The 20002-nt window shown below is 71.8% G+C and carries 15 protein-coding genes, 1 tRNA gene and 1 pseudogene; 11 read left to right on the forward strand and 6 right to left on the reverse strand.

Annotated elements, in window-relative coordinates; translation table 11 throughout:
• Positions 1–186: 186 nt before the first annotated feature.
• Both dnaG and rpoD read left to right on the forward strand, forming a co-directional pair.
• Positions 187–2064 (forward strand): DNA primase, encoded by a 1878-nt coding sequence (gene dnaG / locus AB0I04_RS47825; RefSeq protein ID WP_360900981.1) that lies wholly within the window; start codon positions 187–189, stop codon positions 2062–2064.
• A 71-nt stretch (positions 2065–2135) separates the two neighbouring features.
• Entirely contained in the window at positions 2136–3278 is a 1143-nt protein-coding gene (gene rpoD / locus AB0I04_RS47830; RefSeq protein WP_360900984.1) for an RNA polymerase sigma factor RpoD, read from the forward strand.
• Positions 3279–3444: 166 nt separating this feature from the next.
• Here rpoD and AB0I04_RS47835 read toward each other — a convergent pair.
• Positions 3445–3540 (reverse strand): annotated as a pseudogene (locus tag AB0I04_RS47835) (zinc ribbon domain-containing protein); the annotation flags it as partial.
• Between the two features lie 333 nt (positions 3541–3873).
• Here AB0I04_RS47835 and efeO point away from each other — a divergent pair.
• The 4 genes from efeO to AB0I04_RS47855 all read left to right on the forward strand — a co-directional run bounded on the left by efeO (position 3874) and on the right by AB0I04_RS47855 (position 8209).
• Positions 3874–5001: an iron uptake system protein EfeO gene (gene efeO / locus AB0I04_RS47840; protein WP_360900987.1), complete on the forward strand. Its 1128-nt coding sequence runs from the start codon at positions 3874–3876 to the stop codon at positions 4999–5001.
• The gene (gene efeB / locus AB0I04_RS47845; RefSeq protein ID WP_360900990.1) at positions 5001–6221 is read left to right on the forward strand and encodes an iron uptake transporter deferrochelatase/peroxidase subunit; all 1221 of its coding nucleotides are present in this window, start codon (positions 5001–5003) and stop codon (positions 6219–6221) included. The genes efeO and efeB overlap by 1 nt, the downstream gene beginning before the upstream one ends.
• Positions 6222–6399: 178 nt before the next feature.
• Positions 6400–7674: a hypothetical protein gene (locus AB0I04_RS47850; RefSeq protein WP_360900993.1), complete on the forward strand. Its 1275-nt coding sequence runs from the start codon at positions 6400–6402 to the stop codon at positions 7672–7674.
• 70 nt (positions 7675–7744) lie between these two features.
• Positions 7745–8209 carry a hypothetical protein gene (locus AB0I04_RS47855; RefSeq protein ID WP_360900995.1) on the forward strand — a complete coding sequence of 155 codons (465 nt, stop codon included), beginning with the start codon at positions 7745–7747 and terminating at the stop codon, positions 8207–8209.
• Positions 8210–8306: 97 nt separating this feature from the next.
• Here AB0I04_RS47855 and AB0I04_RS47860 read toward each other — a convergent pair whose 3' ends face one another.
• Positions 8307–8642 (reverse strand): hypothetical protein, encoded by a 336-nt coding sequence (locus AB0I04_RS47860; RefSeq protein ID WP_360900998.1) that lies wholly within the window; start codon positions 8640–8642, stop codon positions 8307–8309.
• Positions 8643–9006: 364 nt separating this feature from the next.
• Here AB0I04_RS47860 and AB0I04_RS47865 point away from each other — a divergent pair.
• Together AB0I04_RS47865 and AB0I04_RS47870 are read left to right on the forward strand one after the other, a co-directional pair.
• Positions 9007–9079 (forward strand) — tRNA-Asn (locus AB0I04_RS47865).
• Between the two features lie 136 nt (positions 9080–9215).
• Positions 9216–9725, forward strand: a complete 510-nt coding sequence (locus tag AB0I04_RS47870; protein WP_360901001.1) for a CHAP domain-containing protein — start codon at positions 9216–9218, stop codon at positions 9723–9725.
• Here the strand turns inward: AB0I04_RS47870 and AB0I04_RS47875 are convergent.
• The gene (locus AB0I04_RS47875; RefSeq protein WP_360901004.1) at positions 9679–12840 is read right to left on the reverse strand and encodes a BTAD domain-containing putative transcriptional regulator; all 3162 of its coding nucleotides are present in this window, start codon (positions 12838–12840) and stop codon (positions 9679–9681) included. The two genes, AB0I04_RS47870 and AB0I04_RS47875, sit on opposite strands and share 47 nt — an antisense overlap.
• 330 nt (positions 12841–13170) lie before the next feature.
• Here AB0I04_RS47875 and sigE point away from each other — a divergent pair, with 330 nt between their 5' ends.
• Positions 13171–13782, forward strand: a complete 612-nt coding sequence (gene sigE / locus AB0I04_RS47880; protein ID WP_360901007.1) for an RNA polymerase sigma factor SigE — start codon at positions 13171–13173, stop codon at positions 13780–13782.
• 349 nt (positions 13783–14131) lie between these two features.
• Here the strand turns inward: sigE and AB0I04_RS47885 are convergent, their stop codons facing one another.
• Complete coding sequence (locus AB0I04_RS47885; protein ID WP_360901011.1) at positions 14132–15343, reverse strand: sulfite oxidase; 1212 nt, start codon at positions 15341–15343, stop codon at positions 14132–14134.
• Positions 15344–15586: 243 nt separating this feature from the next.
• Between AB0I04_RS47885 and AB0I04_RS47890 the strand changes: the two genes are divergently transcribed.
• On the forward strand, positions 15587–16072 hold the full coding sequence (locus AB0I04_RS47890) for a hypothetical protein (RefSeq protein WP_360901014.1): 486 nt from the start codon (positions 15587–15589) through the stop codon (positions 16070–16072).
• A gap of 196 nt (positions 16073–16268) precedes the next feature.
• On the opposite strand, the gene AB0I04_RS47895 is transcribed toward AB0I04_RS47890, so the two are convergent.
• Together AB0I04_RS47895 and AB0I04_RS47900 are read right to left on the reverse strand one after the other, a co-directional pair.
• A complete protein-coding gene (locus AB0I04_RS47895) occupies positions 16269–16847 on the reverse strand; it encodes a GNAT family N-acetyltransferase (RefSeq protein WP_360901017.1) in 579 nt (192 codons plus the stop codon).
• Between the two features lie 65 nt (positions 16848–16912).
• Positions 16913–18076, reverse strand: coding sequence for a MalY/PatB family protein (locus AB0I04_RS47900; protein ID WP_360901020.1), 1164 nt, complete (start codon positions 18074–18076; stop codon positions 16913–16915).
• Positions 18077–18520: 444 nt separating this feature from the next.
• On the opposite strand from AB0I04_RS47900, the gene AB0I04_RS47905 reads away from it, so the two are divergent.
• A complete protein-coding gene (locus AB0I04_RS47905) occupies positions 18521–19903 on the forward strand; it encodes an FAD-linked oxidase C-terminal domain-containing protein (protein ID WP_360901023.1) in 1383 nt (460 codons plus the stop codon).
• Positions 19904–20002 lie beyond the last annotated feature (99 nt).

A 20002-nucleotide genomic window follows, 5' to 3' on the forward strand; every position in this document is an offset into this window, starting at 1 on the left:
ACTCGATGCCGAGTGACGGCGGCATCCGCCGTGGGCCGCCGAAGTTGAGTAAGTACATCGCGCCGTTCCGTGATTTGTCCAGAGTGCTTTGACGCTTTTGCGGAAGGCCGGTGAGCGGCTCCGGCGGCCTTCGGCGGGGTGTCCGGTACGGCCGCCGGTGTCCGAGGTCGCGACTAGACTGCCGACGTGGCAGGCCGGATCCGTGATGAAGACATCGCCCTCGTACGTGAACGGTCGCCGATCGACGCGGTGGTGGGGGAGTACGTCCAGCTCCGCAACGCCGGCGGCGGCGCGCTCAAAGGCCTCTGTCCGTTCCATGACGAGAAATCGCCGTCTTTCAACGTTTCGAACGGAATGTTCTACTGCTTCGGCTGTGGAGAAGGCGGCGACGCGATCGGCTTCGTCCAGAAGATGGAGCACCTCTCGTTCGCCGAGGCGATCGAGCGGCTCGCCGCCAAGGCCGGCGTGCAGCTCCGCTACAACGAGGGCGGCTACGTCCCCGGCCGGCAGAAGGGCGAGCGGACTCGCCTGGTGGAGGCGCACCGCGCCGCGGCGGAGTTCTTCGCCGAGCAGCTGATGACTCCTGCGGCCGAGATCGGCCGCCGGTTCCTCGCCGAGCGCGGCTTCGGACGAGAGGACGCCGAGCGGTTCGGCGTCGGCTACGCGCCGAACGAATGGGAGGCGCTCGTCCGCCACCTGCGCGGCCAGGGCTTCACCGACAAGGAGCTCGTCACCGGCGGGCTGGCCAGCCAGGGGCGGCGCGGGCCCATCGACCGGTTCCGCGGCCGGCTGATCTGGCCGATCCGCGACCTCACCGGCGACGTCATCGGGTTCGGCGCGCGCCGCCTGGAGGAGCGCGACGACGGCCCGAAGTACCTCAACACCCCCGAGACGCCGCTGTTTAAGAAGGGCTCGGTGCTGTACGGCGCCGACCTGGCGAAGAAGGACATCGCCAAGCGGCGGCAGGCGGTCGTCGTCGAGGGCTACACCGACGTCATGGCCTGCCACCTGGCGGGAGTGGGCACCGCCATCGCCACCTGCGGCACCTCCTTCGGCGACGAGCACATCAAGATCCTGCGCCGGCTGCTGATGGACCAGGACGAGGCCAGCGGCGAGGTGATCTTCACCTTCGACGGCGACGCCGCGGGGCAGAAGGCCGCGCTGCGGGCGTTCGAGTCGGAGCACCGGTTCGCCGCCCAGACGTTCGTCGCCGTGCAGCCGGACGGCCTGGACCCCTGCGACCTGCGGCTGAAGCACGGCGACGCCGCAGTGCGCGATCTGGTCGCCTCCCGCGTGCCGCTGTTCCGGTTCGCGATCCAGGCGACCATCGCCAAGTACGACCTCGACACCACCGAGGGCCGGCTCGCCGCGATCGACGCCGCCGCGCCGATCATCGCGGGGATCAGGGACCGGGGGATGCGCGACCGGTACGCCATCGACCTCGACAAGTGGACGGGCTTCCTCGACGAGCAGTTCGTGCTCCGGCGGGTCCGCGAGCACGCCACCGGCCGTCCCGGCGAGACCCGGCGCGGCGACGCGCGCGCCCGGCGGCCCGAGGCGGCGCCGCCGCGGCGTCCGGCCCACGACACGAACGACCCGGTCGTTCAGGTGGAGCGGGAGACGCTGAAGCTCGCGTTGCAGCGGCCGGCGCTACTCGGGCCGGCGTTCGACGCGATGCCCGCCGAGGCGCTGATCGTCCCGGGCCATGCCGCCGTACGGGCGCTGATCGCGGAGCAAGGCGGCGTCGCGTCGGCGGGCGGCGGGCCGGAGTGGGCCGGGCGGCTGCGCGACGCCGCGCCGAATGACGAGGTCAGAGACCTGATCACCGGCCTGGCCGTGGAGCCGATGCGGTCCGCCGGAGATCCGGATGACCGATATGCCGCCGCGATGCTGTCCAGATTGCAGGAGATCCAGGTCACGCGAGAGATCACCAAACTGCAGTCCAAACTCCGGCGGCTGAATCCGGTCGAGTACCAAGACGAGTACAACCGCCTGTTCGGCGACCTCATGGCCCTTGAGCTGCAGCGAAAGGTGTTGCGGGAGCGAGCGATCAGCTCTCTGTGACCCCTGGGACTCAAAAATGGGTCCCCCGGAATCCGGGCCCCTTGCCGCACACTGTCACCGTGGGCCCTTCGGTGTTGCCTAGCGAGACGCCGCCGGTTGATCAGGTGGCGGACCTCGTCGCACGTGCCAGAGAACGTGGAATAACGGTAGACGACGTCGCCGCCGCGATCGATCGCTCCGAACTGCCGGCGGACTCGGCCGACCGAGTCGTCCGGATGCTCGCGGAGCAGGGGGTGGAGGTCCTCGAGTCCCCGAGTGGGCACGAGGACTCCGCGCGAGCTGACGGGGACGACCTCGGAAGGCGGGCGCCGACAAGCGACCTGGTCCGTATCTACCTGCGCGAGATCGGACGCGTACCGCTGCTCACGGCAGAAGAAGAAGTAGAACTCGCGAAATCGATCGAGGCGGGATTGTTCGCCGAGGAGAAACTGGCCCGCGCGGCCATCATCGCTCCCGGCGAACGCTCCGACCTCGAACTGCTCGCCCATGACGGAGTACGGGCGAAGCAACGACTGATCGAGGCCAATCTGCGCCTGGTGGTGTCCATCGCCAAGCGTTATGTCGGCCGCGGCATGCTGTTCCTCGATCTGATCCAGGAGGGGAATCTCGGGCTGATCCGTGCGGTCGAGAAATTCGACTACACCAAGGGGTACAAGTTCTCGACGTACGCGACATGGTGGATCCGCCAGGCGATCACGCGGGCGATCGCGGACCAGGCCCGGACCATCCGGATCCCGGTGCACATGGTGGAGACCATCAACAAGCTGGTGCGCGTCCAGCGCCAGCTCCACCAGGATCTCGGTCGGGAGCCGACTCCCGAGGAGATCGGGGTGGAGATGGGGCTGCCGCCCGACCGGGTGGTCGAGATCCAGCGTGTCGCCCAGGAGCCGGTGTCCCTCCAGTCGCCGATCGGGGAGGAGGACTCCGACCTCGGTGACTTCATCGAGGACGCCGACGCGGTCGTGCCGATGGAGGCGGCGGCGTTCATCCTCCTCCAGGATCAGCTCGGCGGCATCCTGGGGTCGCTGTCGGACCGGGAGCAGCGGATCATCCAGCTGCGCTTCGGCCTGACCGACGGCCATCCGCGCACGCTCGAGGAGGTCGGCCGGGAGTTCGGGGTGACGCGGGAGCGCATCCGGCAGATCGAGTCGAAGACCCTGGCGAAGCTGCGGCACCCGACGCGCGCACAGATGCTCCGCGAGTACCTGGACTGAATCCCCGGCCTGAAAGGCCCGGGGAGTCAGTCCGTGCCGCACCAGGCGGTACCTCTGTGGCGTCCTGCTTCAACGGGCTCGCCACCTGGTGGGGTGGTCTTACCTGCCCTCCACCGGGACGGCTTGCGCCGTCCCGCCCACTGATGTGGGAGGCGTTCAGCCTCTCCGCCCGTCCGGCAGCGAGGATGTTCTTGGCTGCGTTGACGTCCCGATCGTGGACCGTCCCGCACGGGCAGGTCCACGACCGGACGTTCAGCGGCATCGACCCGGCAAGGTGTTCGATCCGGGCTGTTTGCGGGACAGCGCACGCTGCAGCCGCTTGAGTTTCTTCTCCGCTCGGCGCAGGAAGCGCCCGCCGATGCTTCGCCTCCAGCCGCTGGAGCGCTACGGACGAAGCCCCGTGGCCCGGCGGCCGTTCGCCGGGTGAGCGGTCTCCAGCGGGGCCCGGCGTGGTGATGTTCACACCGCGCCGGCCCCGCTGCCGCTTGACGAAGTGAGGTTAGGTAAAGCTAAGTTAGGTATGCCTTATCGGGTGTCCCCGACTCATGCCCGCCACAACCGGCGTCTGACCATCCTTCGCCTCACTGGAGACCCCATGCGTCCTGTCCACGTGCTCGCCGCCGCGAGCGCCGCCCTCGTCTCCCTGGCCACGCTGTCGGCGTGCGGGAAGGACGACAAGGGCGGTGCGAAGGGCGGCACCGGGGCGATCGAGGTCACCGCCACCGACTCCTCCTGCGACGTCGGCGCCAAGAGCGCGGCGGCCGGAGCCGTGACCTTCAAGGTCACCAACAAGGGCTCACAGGTGAACGAGCTGGAGATCCTCGCGCCGGACGGCAAGATCGTCTCAGAGCGCGAGAACATCGGCCCCGGCACCGGCGCGGAGGTCACCGTCCAGCTCTCCGCCGGCACGTACAAGGTCATGTGCAGCGCCGGGATGACCGGCAAGGGCCCGTCGCAGCCGATCACCGTGACCGGCCAGGGCAAGGCGGCCGACCCGCGCCTGGACCAGGCCGTCGCCGCCTACCGGACGTACGTCGCCGCGCAGGTCGACGACACACTCGCCAAGGCGACGGAGTTCGCCGCAGCCGTGAAGAAGGGCGACGTCGAGAAGGCCAAGGCGCTGTACGCCCCCTCCCGCGTCGGGTGGGAGCGCATCGAGCCGGTCGCCGAGTCCTTCGGGGACATCGACCCGAAGGTCGACCTGCGTGAGGCCGACCTCAAGGCGGGCGAGAAGTGGACCGGCTGGCACCAGATCGAGAAGGCGCTGTGGAAGACCGGCTCGATCTCCGCCGAGGGGCCGTACGCCGACCAGCTCATCAAGGACCTGCAGGCGCTCAAGGCCAAGGTCGGCACCGCCGCGATCACCGCCACCTCGATGGCCAACGGCGCCAAGGAGCTCCTCGACGAGGTGGCGACGGGCAAGGTGACCGGCGAGGAGGAGACCTTCTCCCACACCGACCTGGTCGATTTCAAGGCCAACGTCGACGGCGCGCAGAAGGTGTACGAGTTGCTCAAGCCGGTCGTCCAGGAGAAGGACGCCGAGCTGGCCTCCACCCTGGACACCGAGTTCGCCAAGGTGCAGAAGCTGCTGACCAAGTTCCAGAAGGGCGACGGCTACGTCTCCTACGACAAGGTCGGCGCCAAGGACCGCAAGGACCTCTCCGATGAGGTGAACGCGCTCGGAGAGCCGCTGTCGAAGCTCGCCGGGGCGGTGGCCAAGTAATGGAGCTCAGCAGGCGCAGGCTCTTCGGGTACTCCGGTGTGACGCTGGCGGCGGGCGCCGCCGCCGGCGCCGGGCTCGTCAGCGTCGCCCATGCAGGCGACGACCGGCCCGCCGACGAGGAGGCCGTCCCGTTCTACGGCGCCCACCAGGCCGGGATCGCCACCCCCGTACAGGACCGGCTGCACTTCGCCGCCTTCGACGTCGTCACCGACGACCGCAACCGCCTGATCCGGATGCTGAAGGAGTGGACCGCGTCCGCCGCCGCGTTCACCGGCGGGCACCCGTACGGCTCCGCCGCCGGCGGCCTCGGCGACTCACCGCCCGACGACACCGGGGAGGCGCTCGGCCTGCCCCCGGCACGGCTCACCCTCACGATCGGGTTCGGGCCCACGCTGTTCGAGAAGGACGGCAAGGACCGCTTCGGCCTCAAGGCCAAGCGCCCGGCCGCCCTCATCGACCTGCCGCACTTCGCCGGCGACAACCTCGACCCCGCCCGCACCGGCGGCGACATCTGCGTCCAGGCCTGCGCGGACGACCCACAGGTCGCCGTGCACGCCATCCGCAACCTCGCCCGCATCGGCTTCGGCGTGGTCTCCGTACGCTGGTCGCAGCTCGGCTTCGGCAAGACGTCCTCGACGACGCCGGACAAGCAGACGCCGCGGAACATGTTCGGCTTCAAGGACGGCACCCGCAACATCGCGGGCACCGAGGCCAAGGCCCTCGACCAGCACGTCTGGGCGTCCGGCTCCGACGGGGCGGCCTGGATGGCCGGCGGCTCGTACGTCGTCGCCCGGCGCATCCGCATGCACATCGAGACCTGGGACCGCACGTCCCTGCAGGAGCAGCAGGACATCTTCGGCCGCACCAAGGGCGAGGGCAACGCGTACGGCGCCAAGAGCGAGCACGACCCGGTCCCGCTCGGCAAGCTGCCCGCCACCTCCCACGTCCGGCTCGCCCACCCCGACAGCAACGGCGGCGTCCGCATCCTGCGGCGCGGCTACTCCTTCACCGACGGCACGGACGGGCTCGGCCGCCTCGACGCCGGCCTGTTCTTCATCGCCTACCAGCGGGACCCTCGCAAGCAGTTCGTCCCCCTGCAGAACAAGCTCGCCGGCAACGACGCCATGAACGAGTACGTCCAGCACGTCGGCTCGGGCATCTGGGCGTGCCCGCCCGGCGTCCGCAAGGGCGGCTACTGGGGCGAGGGCCTCTTCACCTGAACCCGCGGGGCGGTTCTGCGGTCCGGTGTCGCCGGGTGCGCGGCGGGGCCGGACGCTGTCCGGATGGTTCCGCCGGATCCGGGGCGTCGGCCGGAGTGGGGCGGGGTTGCACGGTGTTCTGACGGTTCTGCCGGGTCCGGGCATCGCCGGGAGCGCCGCGGGGCCGTACGCTGTCCCAATGGGGCCCCGGCTCATCGGCGACGAGACGGCCCTCTGGGCGGCCGCAGCCCGCGTGCTGGACGCGAACTGGACCGGCGCGGCTACAGTCCCCTCTCCGGGACTCTATCCGCACCAGTGGAGCTGGGATTCCGCCTTCACCGGCATCGGCCTCGCCCACCATCGACCGGATCGCGCCGAGACGGAGCTGCTGTCGTTGTTCCGCGGTCAGTGGGAGACGGGTCTGGTCCCGCACATCGTGTTCAGCTCGACCGAGCCGCGCCGCGCGTACTTCCCCGGTCCCGAGCTGTGGCTCAGCGCCGCACAGCCCGCCGCTCCACGCGGAGTGGACACCTCCGGGCTCACCCAGCCGCCGCTGCAGGCCCTCACCGCCCTGCACGTCGTACGGGCGACCGGCGGCGCGGACCAGTCCTTCCTCACCCCGCTGTACCCCTGCCTGGTGGCCCAGCACGCCTACCTCGCCCGGGACCGTGACATCGGCGGCAGCGGCCTGGTGAGCCTGTGCCACCCGTGGGAGTCGGGGCTGGACGACAGTCCGGCGTGGGATCCGCCGCTGACCGCCGTGGACCCGCATGGCGCGGCGTACGCCGGCGGAGATCACGATCGGTACGTCACGCTGGTCGCGGGCATGCGGGCCGCCGGATACCGCGCGGAGTACCTCCGCGACGACCACCCCTTCGTCATCGAAGATCCGCTGTTCAACGCGGTCTACCTGGCGTCCACGCACGCGCTGGCCGAGCTCGCCGACCTTGTCGGGGCCGATCCCCGTCCCCACCGGGAGGCCGCGGAGCGCATCCACGACGCCCTCCTCGAGCGACTGTGGGACGACTCGGCCGGCTGCTTCCGGGCCCGCGACCTGCGGACCGGGCGGCTGATCAGGGAGACGACCGTCGCCGGCTTCGTCCCGCTCCTGGACCCGGAGCTGCCCGACGAGATCGTGCGCTCGCTGGCCGACCTGCTGCTGTCGGCGCACTTCGCCGGAGCGGCCGGCTACCCGGTGCCGACCTGTGACATCCAGTCGGAGGCCTTCGACCGCAGCGCGTACTGGCGGGGGCCGACGTGGGTCAACACCAACTGGCTGCTGTGGGCCGGGGCCCGTGCGCACGGGCTCAGCACGGTCGCGGACCTGTTGTTCGGGTCAACGGTGCGGCTGGTGCGCCAGTCCGGGTTCCGGGAGTACTTCGACCCGTTCGACGGCAGCGGCCGTGGCAGCCACGACTTCAGCTGGTCGGCGGCGTTGGTGCTCGATCTGCTGACCGCGCGCCGCGAGCCATGATCGGGGCGTTGTGGCGTGATCTGCCATGCGCGCCGCGCGTCTTGATCGGGACGTTATAGCGTGATCTGCCATGCGACTGACGTGGCGCAAGAATGTGCCGGACGGCGTGGCCGTCCAGCGGGGCGAGCGTGTCCTGGCGGTCGGCGGCGAGACCGTCGCGACCGATGCCGCCCTCTACCTCCCCGGAGCGGACGAGCACATCCGGCTGCCGTGGGAGCAGGTGGAGCAGGCCACCTGGCAGGACGGCGTCCTGCTGGTGCGTGAGGTCGGCGGCCGGCGCCACACCGTACCGCTGGCGGAGCCCGGCTCGGTGCCCGAGGCCGTTCGCGAGCGCGTCACCGCCACCGTCGTCGTCAGCACCCACGTCAAGCTGCCCGCCGGGGGAGTGCGGATCGTCGGCCGCCGGCCGCCCACGGCCGACGGCATCCTGGGCTGGACGTTCGTCTTCGACCGGGGCCTCGACCCGGACGACCCGGGCCTGCTGGCCCAAGCTGAGCAGGCCCTCGAGGAGATCCGCCGGCAGACGGGCCTGTAGGGCCGGCGGACACGGATACGCCCGGACCGGCCACGTGGCCGGTCCGCGCGCGGTCGGTGCGGTCGGCGGCCCGGGCGTCGTCGGCCAGGCCGCCGGTTCAAGTGATGTCGGCGGGCTCGTCGCCGGAGCGGGCGGCGTGACCGGGCCGGTCGGTGAGGTCGGCGGGGGTCGACTGACCGGTCCGGTGGATACCGGGAACCTTCTCCTGCACCTTGCCGCTCACCGTCTGGACCTTGTCGCCGACCTTCTGCCGGGCCGTCCCGGCCAGCTCACCGGCCTGGGCACGCAGGACGCCGGCGGCCTCCTGCACGGTGGGGTTCTCCGCGACACGCCGGGACAGCCGTTTGATCTGCTCGTAGCGCTCCTGGCCGGCCCGCGTCCCCAGTACGTATCCGGCCGCCGCCCCGGCGAGGAACACAGCGCGGTATTTCATGATCAACTCCTCTGCTGAGTCGCCCTAGGACATACCGTTCCCTTTCAGTGTGCAGGTATGGGTTCCTGTTCACCCGCACGTCCCGAACGGTGGTGGGCGTGCTGGTCAGGCCGGCGACATCCCGATTGCGGCGTCAACCCAACGTAATCATCTGGATCCGTTGTGTTATTGAGAGTGTTCATGTATGCCAGGCAGCGCCGGTCAGGGGCAGTCAAATCGTTCTCATGCGCACTTATACGGCCTCGGAGACGAACGTTGACCACCCCGAAGAGCGCGGGCCGGTCGAGGAAACGAGCACGTGCGTTATGCGCTAACCTTGTGCGCGTTGGGGCGGCCAGCGGTCAGGGCGGCCTCATCCGTGTGATCCCCCGTAGCTCAATTGGCAGAGCGTCCGGCTGTTAACCGGCAGGTTACTGGTTCGAGTCCAGTCGGGGGAGCGAACGTGAAGGGCCGGGCTCGTCGAGTCCGGCCCTTCGCCATACTCCGGGGCGGCGTACGAGCCGCACAAGCGATGCACAAGCGGCGATTGCGACGCTTGCCGACGCATTCCCCCTCAACCCCGGAGGTTGGCAAATGCGTCGTCCTTCCTGGCTCCGGCTGCGCGCCGGAGCCGCAATCGTCCCCGCCACGGTCCTCATCGCCGCCGGTATCCCCGCGACCGCGCACGCGGCGCCCGCCCGTACGGTGTCCACGCCGGTCAGCGTCTCCACGGCCGGGCAGGCGTCCCCGCTCAGCGCCGGCGACGGGTCGGCCGCCGGAGCCGTCCAGTGGATGAAGAACCACGTCGGCAGCACCGGCTGGGAGCACTACTGCGAGAAGGCGGTCGAGAACGCCTACGGCACGACCGGGGTGTGGGCCTCGGCGATCGCCCACTGGAACGGCGCCACCCACCACAGCGGCACCAAGCCCCCCGCAGGGTCGTTCGTGTACTGGAACATCAGCTCCTACGGGCACGTCGGCATCGCCGACGGCAACGGCGGGTTCTACTCGACCAGCATCGGCGGCAAGATCGGGCACGCGTCGAGCGTGAGCCACTTCAGCAACTACCTGGGCTGGACGGCTGCGGCGGTGCCCCACCGGTGATGACGATGGGGAGGGCGCCGTCCACGGGGGCGGCTCCCTCCCCGCGCACCTCCGCCAGCCGGGACCGCGTGCGCGCCTCCCACAGGGGCACGTCGAGGCGGCGGAAGAGGTTCAGGGCCTCCTCCAGGCACGCGACCGCCCGTACGGTGTCGCCGGCGTCGTGAGCCGCTCCGCCGAGGGCCCACAGGGTGGACGCCTCGCCGAAGAGATCACCCTGTTCGCGGAAGGCCGTGAGACAGCGGTCGAGAAGGTCGATCCCCGCCCGCGGGCGGCCCTCGGCGGTCAGGACCATCGCCCGCAGGCGGAGGGACCGGATCTCGGCGAGACCGTCGCCGAACCGCCGGAACAGCCCGATGGCGCGCGTCGCGTGCCGGTGCGCTGCCGCGAGGTCGGTGCGGGAGTGATAGTGCGTCGCGGCGAGAAAGCGCAGGACGTGCGCCTCCCCGTACTCGTCGCCCGCCGAGCGGAAGGTCTCCAGCGCCCGGTCCAGGTGGGCGAGGGAGGCGGCCGGGTCTCCGCGGTCACGATGGACCAGGCCCAGGTTGAGCAGGCTGTTGGCCCGTCCCGTGGGGTCGTCGTGGCGTTCGGCGATCCGCAGGGCCTCCTGGAAGCAGGCGAACGCGTCGTCCAGCCGATCGCAGATGTGGTGGACGTCACCGAGCGCGTTCAGGGCCCGGGCCGCGCGGACCGGCGCGCCGAGCTCCCGGCTCCCGGTGACCGCGGCGGTCAGCTGCCCGGCCGCGTCCTTGTACCGGTCCTGTGCGGTCGCGAGGAGCCCGAGGCCGTAGCGCATCGCGGTCTCTCCCCACCGGTCGTCGCATGCGCGCGCCGCCGTCAGGGCGACCTCGTGCGTACGGCGCCAGTCGTCCCAGTGCCCGCGCAGGTCGTGGAAGCTCAGCAGGGAGGCGGCCAGCCGCCAGGAAAGCTCCGCCGCGCCCACAGAAGCCGCACGGTGGACGGCCATGGCGAGGACCTGGCGGTTCGCCTCGAACCACGCGAGCGGCGCCGCCGCCACACCCGCAGCCGTCGCCCCGCCGGCCGCAGCATCACCGGCGGTCACACCGGTGTCGTTCGCATCCGAGGCCCCGGAGCCCGCCGCCACACCCGCGGCCGCTGCGCTCCCGGCCATCGCATCGGCGCGCGTCGCGTCGGCGGACGCCGTGCCCGCCGCTGTCGCATCCGCGGGGGTCGTGTCGGCCGGGGTGGCCTCGGCGGACGTCGGCCGGTTCGGGCGGGGAGACGGATCCGGTAGGCGCAGCCGCCGGCTCGGCAGCGCGTCGTCGGCCCGCTCGGCGAGGTCCAGTAGCGCCCGCAGTACCCGGAGCACGGCCGCGTCGCGCGCCTCTGGAGCTTCGGTGCCGAGGGCCTGTTCGCGGGCGAACAGCCGGACGAGATCGTGGCAGCGGTAGCGGGGGCCGTCCGGGGCGTCCGCCCGGCCGGGTTCCAGCAGGCGGGCGTCGACGAGGGCGTCGATCACGTCCTCGGCCTCGGGGACCGGCCGGTCGAGGAGGGCGGCGACCATCCAGGGCTTGACGTCGGGCAGGTCGAGCAGCCCGATCAGGTGGAACGGCCGCCGGTGCGCGGGAGGCAGGGCGTCCTGGCTCAGCGCGATGCTGGACCGGACCTCCAGGTCTCCGGCGGCCAGGCGGTCGAGCCGCCGGTGTTCGTCGGCGAGCTGACCCGCGAGCCGGTCCAGGGTCCACTCGGGACGCCCGGCCAGGCGCGCCGCCGCGATCCGTACGGCCAGGGGCAGGTGGCCGCACTGGGCGACGAGAGTGCGGGCGCGGTCCTCCTCGGCGAGGATGCGCCGCCGGCCGATCACCCCGGCCAGCAGGTCGATGGCGTCGTCCGGGGCGAGGACGTCGAGGTCGATCAGGTCGGCGTACTCCAGCCCGATGAGCGGTGACCGGCTGGTGATGAACGCGGCACAGCCCGGCGTGCCGGGGATCAGGGGCCGTACCTGCGCCTCGTCGACGGCGTTGTCGAGGACGAGGAGTACGCGGCGGCCCGCGAGCCGGTCGCGCAGCAGAGCCGCCCGGTCGTCCACACCGCCTCTGATCCGGCCGCCCCAGACGCCGAGCAGGCGCAGGAACCGGTCGAGCGCGGCCGTCGGGTCCATCGGATGGCCGGTGGTCCCGCCGAGGTCCACGTGGAGCCGCCCGTCGGGGTACCGGTCGGCCAGCCGGTGGGCGGCGTGCACGACGAGCGTCGTCTTCCCCACCCCGGCCATGCCCGCCACGGCGCGCACGGAGGGGCCGGCGTCCGTACGAGGGGGCGCGAGCAGCCGCGCCAGCTCGACCTCCCGGCCGACGAAGTGCGGGACGTCCGGCGGCAGCGCGAACGGGCTGTGCTCCTCCCGTGGCGCCGGATCCAGTGCGGGGTCGGCGGTCAGAACGGCGTGCTCGAGCCGACGCAGCCGCGGCCCCGGCTCGACCCCGAGCTCTCGGGTGAGGACGGCCCGGGCGTCCCGGTACGCCTCGAGGGCCTCGGCCCGGCGCCCGGCCCGGTACAGGGCGAGCATCAACTGGGCGCGGAACCCCTCGCGGAAGGGGTGGACCGTCACGAGTGCGGTCAGCTCGCCGATCAGCTCCAGGTGCCGTCCGACGCGGAGATCGGCGTCGATGCGCCGCTCGACCGCCCGCGCGCGCATCTCGGCCAGCCGGCCGGCCTCCTGGCGCCACAGGACGTCGGAGCCCACATCGGTCAGAGGCTCCCCGCGCCACAGCCCGAGGGCCTCGTGGAGCAGGCCGGCCTCGGCGTCCGCGTCGCCGCCCGCCGCCGCCCGGTCCGCCTCCTCGACCAGCCGGGTGAACCGGTGCGCGTCGATCCGCTCGGGGTCCACGCGCAGCAGGTACCCCGCCGGCTCGGTGACGATGGCCACATCCGGCACGCCGGCCAGGGCCCGGCGGACCCGCAGCACGTACCCCTGGAGGGTGAGCCGTGCGCTCGACGGCGGGTCGTCCCCCCAGATCCGCTCGGCGAGCTCCTCCGTCGGCACCACCCGGTTGGCGCGCAGGACCAGGGCGATGAGCAGGGCACGCTGTTTCGGCGCGTCGATCCGGATCCGGCGTTCGCCGTCGACGAGCTCGAACGGGCCGAGAATGCGAATCTCCATCGCGGCTCCCGGGCGGTCGGCGGGGAGGAGCCGCCCGCGCCCAGAATGCCGACAACCCCGAAGGTGATCAAGAGCGGGCGGTTCGTTTTCTCCCCCCTGAGGATGAGGGAGGGGTCCCGTCCTCCGTCGCTCGGCCGACGCCGGGCCGGGCAACACCCACCTGACGGGCGACGTCGGACAAGGTCCAGGCTGCGATGCTGGACAGCGTCGGAGGAAAGGGTCCGGCCGAAGGGCCACCAAAAGGCGCCGTCCGCGGCGGGATTCCCTTACACCGCTCTTACCCCCGGCAGGACAGACTTTGACGCGAAACAGTGATATCGGGGGTGACAGGTGAAGGGTGACACCGTGGCGTGGACGCCGCCCAGCTGGGACGAGATCGTGCGTGAACACTCCGCGCGCGTCTACCGCCTCGCCTACCGGCTGACCGGGAACCAGCACGATGCCGAGGACCTCACACAGGAGGTCTTCGTGCGCGTGTTCCGTTCGCTGTCGAACTACACGCCGGGCACGTTCGAGGGGTGGTTGCACCGGATCACCACCAACCTCTTCCTCGACATGGTGCGCCGACGGCAGCGCATCCGGTTCGAGGGCCTCGCCGATGACGCGGCCGAGCGCCTGCGGGGACGCGAGCCGAGCCCCGCCCAGGTGTACGAGGACCGGCACTTCGACGACGACATCCAGATGGCCCTGGACGCGCTGGCACCGGAGTACCGTGCCGCGGTCGTGCTGTGCGACATCGAGGGCCTGTCGTACGAGGAGATCGCCGCGACCCTCGGTGTCAAGATGGGAACGGTCCGCAGCCGTATCCACCGCGGCCGCGCCCAGCTCCGCGACGCACTGGCGCACCGGGCTCCGGAGCGGCAGGCGTACGAGGAGCGCGCCGCCCGCCGCAAGCCGCGCCGCAGCCGCATGCGCACCAACCCGGCCTGGACCACGTCGTAGACGCCGCCCGCGTCCCGGGCACGAGCCGCAGCGGGTTCGGCCCGGGCGACGTCCTGGGCACCGGGCGTATGGTCGACGCGCGACCGGCCGTGCAGCCGGGCGCGCACCCATCCGGCCTGAGTAGCGTCGTGGGCGCCGGCAGCGTGAGCGGCTGCCCGGCCGGGACACGCACCATCCGTCCTGGGTGCCGGGCGTGCGAGCGGTGGCGCGGCCGCATCCGCATCATCCGGACCGGACGACGTCGTAGGCACGTGTCTCAGGTGTGAACGCGGCCTGACCGAGTGCGCGTCCAGACAATGTCCTCGGCGTGGAAAGCGCTTCAGACGCGAGCCGCCGACCGGGGCCGCTGTCAGGTCACCGTCACTGGATGGCGTACGACCGCGCCGAACAGGTAACCGAACGTGTTGTACGGCGCGGCGTCCGGCTGCGTCACACCGGTGACGTCGGTCGCCCGCGCCAGCAGTTCGTACGATCCCGGGGCCGGTGGGCGCCAGGGGAGCTCCCAGCGGACCCAGCCGAGGGCGCTGCGCCGTCCGTGAAGGGCCGCCCGCCGCCAGGTCCCGCCTCCGTCGGTGCTGACCGCGACGTGGCGCACCGCCCCGTCGCCGGACCATGAGCGGCCACGCAGCACGGTGGTCCGCCCTGCGTCGAACCGTGCGTTCCACGGCAGTTCGAACGCGCTCTTGAGCACCTGCCGGGTCACCGGGGCGCTGCCCTCCGGCGGGTATCCGGGGCCGAACATCCGGTAGTAGACGGTGTTCCAGGGGCACGACAGCGGCGCGTCGGAGACCTCGATGTCGCCGACCCACTTGATCGAGGCGATGCCCACCCAGCCGGGCACGACGAGCCGTACGGGGAATCCGTGGTCCGGAGGCAGTGGACGGCCGTTCATCTCGTAGGCCAGGAGGACGTCGTCGAGCGCCTTGGCGATCGGCAGCGGCCTGCGTACCCGCCCGTGGTTCCGTCCCGCGTCGATGAAGTCGGGGTCGAGGCCGCGCGGCATGACGTCGACCGCCCGATGCGTGAGGCCGGCGCGTTCGAGGACGTGAGCCAGCGGGACGCCACGCCAGCGGGCCACCCCCACACCCCCCAGCCTCCACGGTGTGCCCGTGACCGACTGGTTCTGCTGTGTCGCGTAGAAGCTGCGGCCGTTCCCGGTGCACTCGATGAACGCGTCGATCGTCCGGGCCGGCATTCCTCGCAGGTCCTCATAGGAGAACTCGACCGGCCGGTCGAGGGTCGGGGCGCCGCGCAGACCGCGCCCGAACAGGCGGAGCCGCCACGTGCGGACGTCGATCAGCGGGGTGCGGGTGTGGTTGCGGACGAAGAAGCGATCGGTCGGCGTGAGATGCCCCTGCCCGTGCATCGCCTCCCAGCGCATCTCGGCGTTCGTCCCGTACACGATGAACAGTTCGGGCGGCAGTGGCTTGACGATCGGGCCGTCGGCGGCGCGGGCCGGCTCGACGTTAACCGTGACGGCCAACGTCGAGCCGAGGCCGGCGGACATGCGGAGCATCGTGCGTCGTGACAGCCGACAGTCGCCTTCTCCGGTGATGCCCACGTGCGACTCCTCTAGGAGGGTTTTCCGACCAATATAGTTGTGAAAACCCTCCGTGCTCCAGCATGCACGCCCAGAGGATGGCGTCGGAGATCGAGCCGGCGGCCTTGTCAGCGCGGCGGATGGGCGAAAGAATTCGGGCGAATTCCCCAAGATCAATACGAGCTGGGAGCGATGCCGATGCCTGACGCCGAACCCCCTCTACCATCCCGGAGATCGCCGGGCCGGGCGCTCCTGGCGCTCGCCGTGACCGGAACCGCCGTCCTCGGGACCACGGCGGCAGCCTCCGCCGCCACGCCGCCTTCCGTCACCGCAGTGCGTCCCGGCGTCCCGTACCGGTTCACGAACGGCATGAAGACCAAGTACTGGACCTGCGGCGCGCAGAGCAGGGCCTTCCCGAAGGGCTCGTACGCGAAGACCCTCCGGAGCCTCTACGGGCAGGTCTGCGTGGTCCGTACGAAGGACGGGCGCAAGGCCAAGGCCGTGATCATCCTGACGAACAAGGGCACCAAGAGGATTCGCAACGGCTTCGAGGCGCTTCCCGCGCTGTCGGTCGGCGGCGAGCACTACTGCGTGATCGGGGTGGCCCGGAAGTCGGCCGTGGCGTGCGATGGCGACACGGTGCGCATCGTCTGCAAGAGGCCGTACGCGAAGGCGGGGCTGAGCGTCGACGACGAGGACCAGGGGATCGTGAAGAACTCGCGGCGGGTGTCCGGCCACTGTAGTAGATAGCGGGCCGCGCGGTTCGGCCGGCCGGCGGCTCACTGGGGTGCCCAGGGCGGGTGTCCCAGCTCAGGGCGCTTCGGCCGGTCGGCGGCCCGTCGGGCGTCCGGCGCGGGCGCCCCGGCCAGGGCGCCTGCCGGAGCCGTCGCCGCAGGTCGGCCTTGGTCAGGGCATCTGCCCGAGCCGTCGGCGCCCGTCCGCCTTGTCAGGAGGCCTGCCCGAGCCGTCGGCGCCAGTCGGTCTCGGTCAGGGCGTACTCCACCTCGCCGTGCTCGGCGCCCGCGATCGGGTCCGGCCAGTCCTCGTAGAAAGTCCGGACGTAGGTCAGGCCGGTCTTCTCCAGCACGCTCCGGGAGGCCGTGTTCACCGCCATGGTCTGGGCGATGACCCGGCGCACGCCCAGTTCGGTGAAGCCCTTGCGGACGAGGGCGCGGGCTCCTTCCGTGGCATGGCCCCGGCCCCATGCGAACCGGTGCAGCCGGTAGCCCAGTTCGACGACCACGGGACCGTCGTCGGCGAGCGGCCGGAGTTCGAACCAGCCCAGGAAGCGCCTGGTCGTCCTGTCCTCGGCCGCCCAGAAACCGCGAGTCCCGAAAGAGGCGTGGTGCCGCATCAGCCGGGGGAGGATCTCGTCGCGGATCGTGGTCCGGGAGGCCGGGCGCCCTCCGTTGATGAAGCGCATGACCTCCGGGTCGCCGTGCAGCGCGAGCACCTCGTCGAGGTCGGCCTCGGTGAAGGGGCGGAGGACGAGGCGCTCCGTCGTCAGGAAGACGTGTTCGGCCAACGGGGGTCCTTTCAGCGGGGAGGCGCGGGCGCGGTGGGTGGCTCAGGCCGCGGCGGTCGCCTGTCTCATCGCGCGCCGGCCCGGTCGAGGGCGGCCGCCATGCGACGTATGGCCTCGGTGACACGGTCCGGCGCCGTCGCGAAGTTGAGGCGGGCGAAGCCACGGCCCGCCTCGCCGAAGTTGGGCCCGGGGGTGAACGCGACCTCGCCGTCCCGCAGGAAGGCCTGCGCGGGGTCGTCCCCCAGGCCGAGCGCACGGCAGTCGAGCCAGGCCAGGAAGGTGGCCTGGGGCACGTGGTAGCCGATGTCGGGCAGGTGGGCGGCGAGGAGGTCGCCCACGAGCCGCCGGTTCGCGTCGAGCGCGTCGATCAGGTCGGCCAGCCACGGGCGTCCGTGGGTGAACGCCGCCTCGGAGGCGATCACGCCGAACAGGCCGGCGGCCTCGCTGACCTCCACGTGGATCGCCGCGACGTCGGCGCGGGCGTCGGGGCCCGGAATGGCCAGCGCCGCCTTGAGACCGGCGAGGTTCCACGCCTTCGACGCCGAGGCGAGGACGATCGCGCGCGCCGCGGCCGGTGTGTCCAGCGAGGCGAACGGGATGTGCCGCGCGCCCGGATGGGTCAGGGGCGCGTGGATCTCGTCAGCGACGACGCGGACGTCGTACCGGTCGGCGAGGGCCGCGACTGCCAGGAGCTCCTCGCGGGTGAAGACCCGTCCGGTGGGATTGTGCGGGCTGCACAGCAGGTAGACCCGTGCTCCGGCGGCGAAGTCGCGTTCCAGCCGGTCCAGGTCCAGACGGAACCCGTCCGGGCCGGACACCATGGGGTTGCGCACCACCTGACGGCCGGCCCGCTCGAGCCAGTAGAAGAACGGCGGATAGCCGGGCGTGTTCACCACGACGCGGTCACCGGGCTCGGAAATGATCTCTACGACCTCCCGGATGCCGTACATGACGTCGGGGACCAGGCGAATGGTGTCCGACGCCGGCCGCCAACCGTAGCGGTCGGCGGCGAAGTCCGCGAACGCCTCGGGAAGCCGCCCGGCGGCCGCGTACCCGGTGTCGCCGCGGGCGATCGCTCCGGTCAGCGCGGCGGCGATCGGCTCGGCGAGGGGTGTGTCCATCTCGGCGACCCACATCGGCAGCACGTCCGGCGGGTACTCGCTCCATTTGACGCTGCGCCGCTCGCGCAGATCGGTCAGCTCGAACGCGGTGAGGGGATTCGGGGGCATGGCACGTCCTTCGGTGTTCATCGTCAACGGCACGAGTCTGCTGGGCGCGATCCGCACACCCGCACCCGGGGTCAGGCGGGCCGCCCACTCGGAGGGGCCCTGACCGGGTCGGAGCCGCGCCGGCCGCATCCCGACGGTTCGCCCGATGGCCGGACCGGGCCGCGCACCGTGGGGTTGGACGGCTGGACCGGGTCCCGCACGGAGAGCCCGGTGCCCGGACCGGGTCCCGTACGGAGAGCCCGGTGCCCGGACCGGGTCCCGTACGGAGAGCCCGGTGCCCCCGGGGTCCCGCACGGGGGAGCACGGCGGGCTTGTCGCCGGCGGCCACGCGTACGGCCTGTTCACCGCGGCGGCCGGCTGAGCCCGGCGCTGGATCGGGCCGCGCAGGGTGGGCCCCGGCGGGCGTGCCTCGGCAGCGCGGCGGGCGGGCGTAGGGTGCGGCGTATGACGGTGTCGGATGATCTGGCGGCGGAGCTGGAACGGGCTCTTCACGACGGCAGGGTCGTTCGCGACCCGGACGTGATGGCCTCCTACGCGCACGACGAGGCGGAGTGGGCGCCGTACGGCAAGCCGGTGGCCGTGGTGCGGGCCCGGGAGACGGCGGAGGTTCGTGAGGTCGTCGCTCGCTGTGCCCGGCGGGGTGTGCCGGTGGTCCCGCGCGGAGCCGGCACCGGCCTGTCCGGCGGCGCCAACGCGATCGACGGCTGCGTGATGCTGTCGTTCGAGGCGATGAACGAAATCATCCGGATCGACCCGGCCGAGCGCGTCGCGGTCGTCCAGCCCGGTGTCGTCAACGACGACCTGCGCGAGGCCTGCGCCGAGCACGGGCTCTGGTATCCGCCGGATCCCGCGAGCGCGCCGTGGTCGACGATCGGCGGCAACGTCGCGACCAACGCGGGCGGGCTGTGCTGCGTGAAGTACGGCGTGACCCGGGACTACGTGCTCGGGCTCGAGGCGGTCGTCGGGCGGGGCGACGTCGTACGCCTGGGCCGGCGCACCGCCAAGGGCGTGGCCGGGTACGACCTGACCGGCCTGATGGTCGGCTCGGAGGGCACGCTCGGCGTCATCACCGAGATCACGGTGCGACTCCGGGGCGCCCGCGCGGCCGAGCGTACGGTCGTGGGCTACTTCGACACGCTGGTGGCGGCGGGGGAGGCGGTCAGCGCGGTCACGGCCGCCGGAGTCGTCCCCAGCGCGCTCGAACTGATCGACCGGTACTGCCTGCGCGCCGTCGACGAGTGGCGGCACATGGGGCTGACGGACGCGGGCAACGTCCTGCTGCTCGGCCGCAGCGACGCGCCCGGTCAGGCGGGCGAGGAGGAGGCCGACACGATCCTGCGCTGCTTCGAGTCCGCCGGAGCGACCTGGAGCGCCCGCTCCACCGATCCGGAAGAGGCGGAGGCGCTGTTCGCGGCGCGCCGGCTGGTGTACCCGGCGATCGAACGCCTCGGGCCGGTCCTGACCGAGGACATCTGCGTGCCCCGCATGCTGGTCCCGGAGATGCTCGGCCGCATCGAGCGCATCGCCGCCGAGCACGACATCCTGATCGCGAACGTCGCGCACGCCGGTGACGGCAACCTGCACCCGCTGATGATCACGGACCCGGACGACGACGCGGCGCGGGAGCGGGCCCAGGCCGCCTTCGAGCGGATCGTCGACGAGGCGATCGGCATCGGCGGCACCGTGACCGGCGAGCACGGGGTCGGGCTGCTGAAACGCCGCGGCATGGCCGAGGAGGTCGGACCGGTCGTCATCGGCATGCATCAGGCGATCAAGCAGGCCCTCGATCCGGCGGGCATCTTCAACCCCGGCAAGGTATTCGCCTAGACGGATCTCGCCGCCTCCCGCGCAGCGCTTCCCGTCGTGTCAGACTGTCTCGCCGTGGTGGACAACGAAAAGCGTCGTGCCGACCCTGCCGTCGTCCAC

The organism is Actinoallomurus sp. NPDC050550 (assembly GCF_040655075.1).
In the GTDB taxonomy this organism is placed as follows: Bacteria; Actinomycetota; Actinomycetes; order Streptosporangiales; family Streptosporangiaceae; genus Actinoallomurus.

Excerpts from the sequence above, each read along its gene's own strand:
- efeO (WP_360900987.1), top strand. The coding sequence starts at position 3,874 with ATGCGTCCTGTCCACGTGCTCGCCGCCGCGAGCGCCGCCCTCGTCTCC.
- efeB (WP_360900990.1), top strand. The coding sequence starts at position 5,001 with ATGGAGCTCAGCAGGCGCAGGCTCTTCGGGTACTCCGGTGTGACGCTG.
- AB0I04_RS47850 (WP_360900993.1), top strand. The coding sequence starts at position 6,400 with ATGGGGCCCCGGCTCATCGGCGACGAGACGGCCCTCTGGGCGGCCGCA.
- AB0I04_RS47855 (WP_360900995.1), top strand. The coding sequence starts at position 7,745 with ATGCGACTGACGTGGCGCAAGAATGTGCCGGACGGCGTGGCCGTCCAG.
- AB0I04_RS47860 (WP_360900998.1), bottom strand. The coding sequence starts at position 8,642 with ATGAAATACCGCGCTGTGTTCCTCGCCGGGGCGGCGGCCGGATACGTA.
- AB0I04_RS47870 (WP_360901001.1), top strand. The coding sequence starts at position 9,216 with ATGCGTCGTCCTTCCTGGCTCCGGCTGCGCGCCGGAGCCGCAATCGTC.
- AB0I04_RS47875 (WP_360901004.1), bottom strand. The coding sequence starts at position 12,840 with ATGGAGATTCGCATTCTCGGCCCGTTCGAGCTCGTCGACGGCGAACGC.
- AB0I04_RS47900 (WP_360901020.1), bottom strand. The coding sequence starts at position 18,076 with ATGCCCCCGAATCCCCTCACCGCGTTCGAGCTGACCGATCTGCGCGAG.
- AB0I04_RS47905 (WP_360901023.1), top strand. The coding sequence starts at position 18,521 with ATGACGGTGTCGGATGATCTGGCGGCGGAGCTGGAACGGGCTCTTCAC.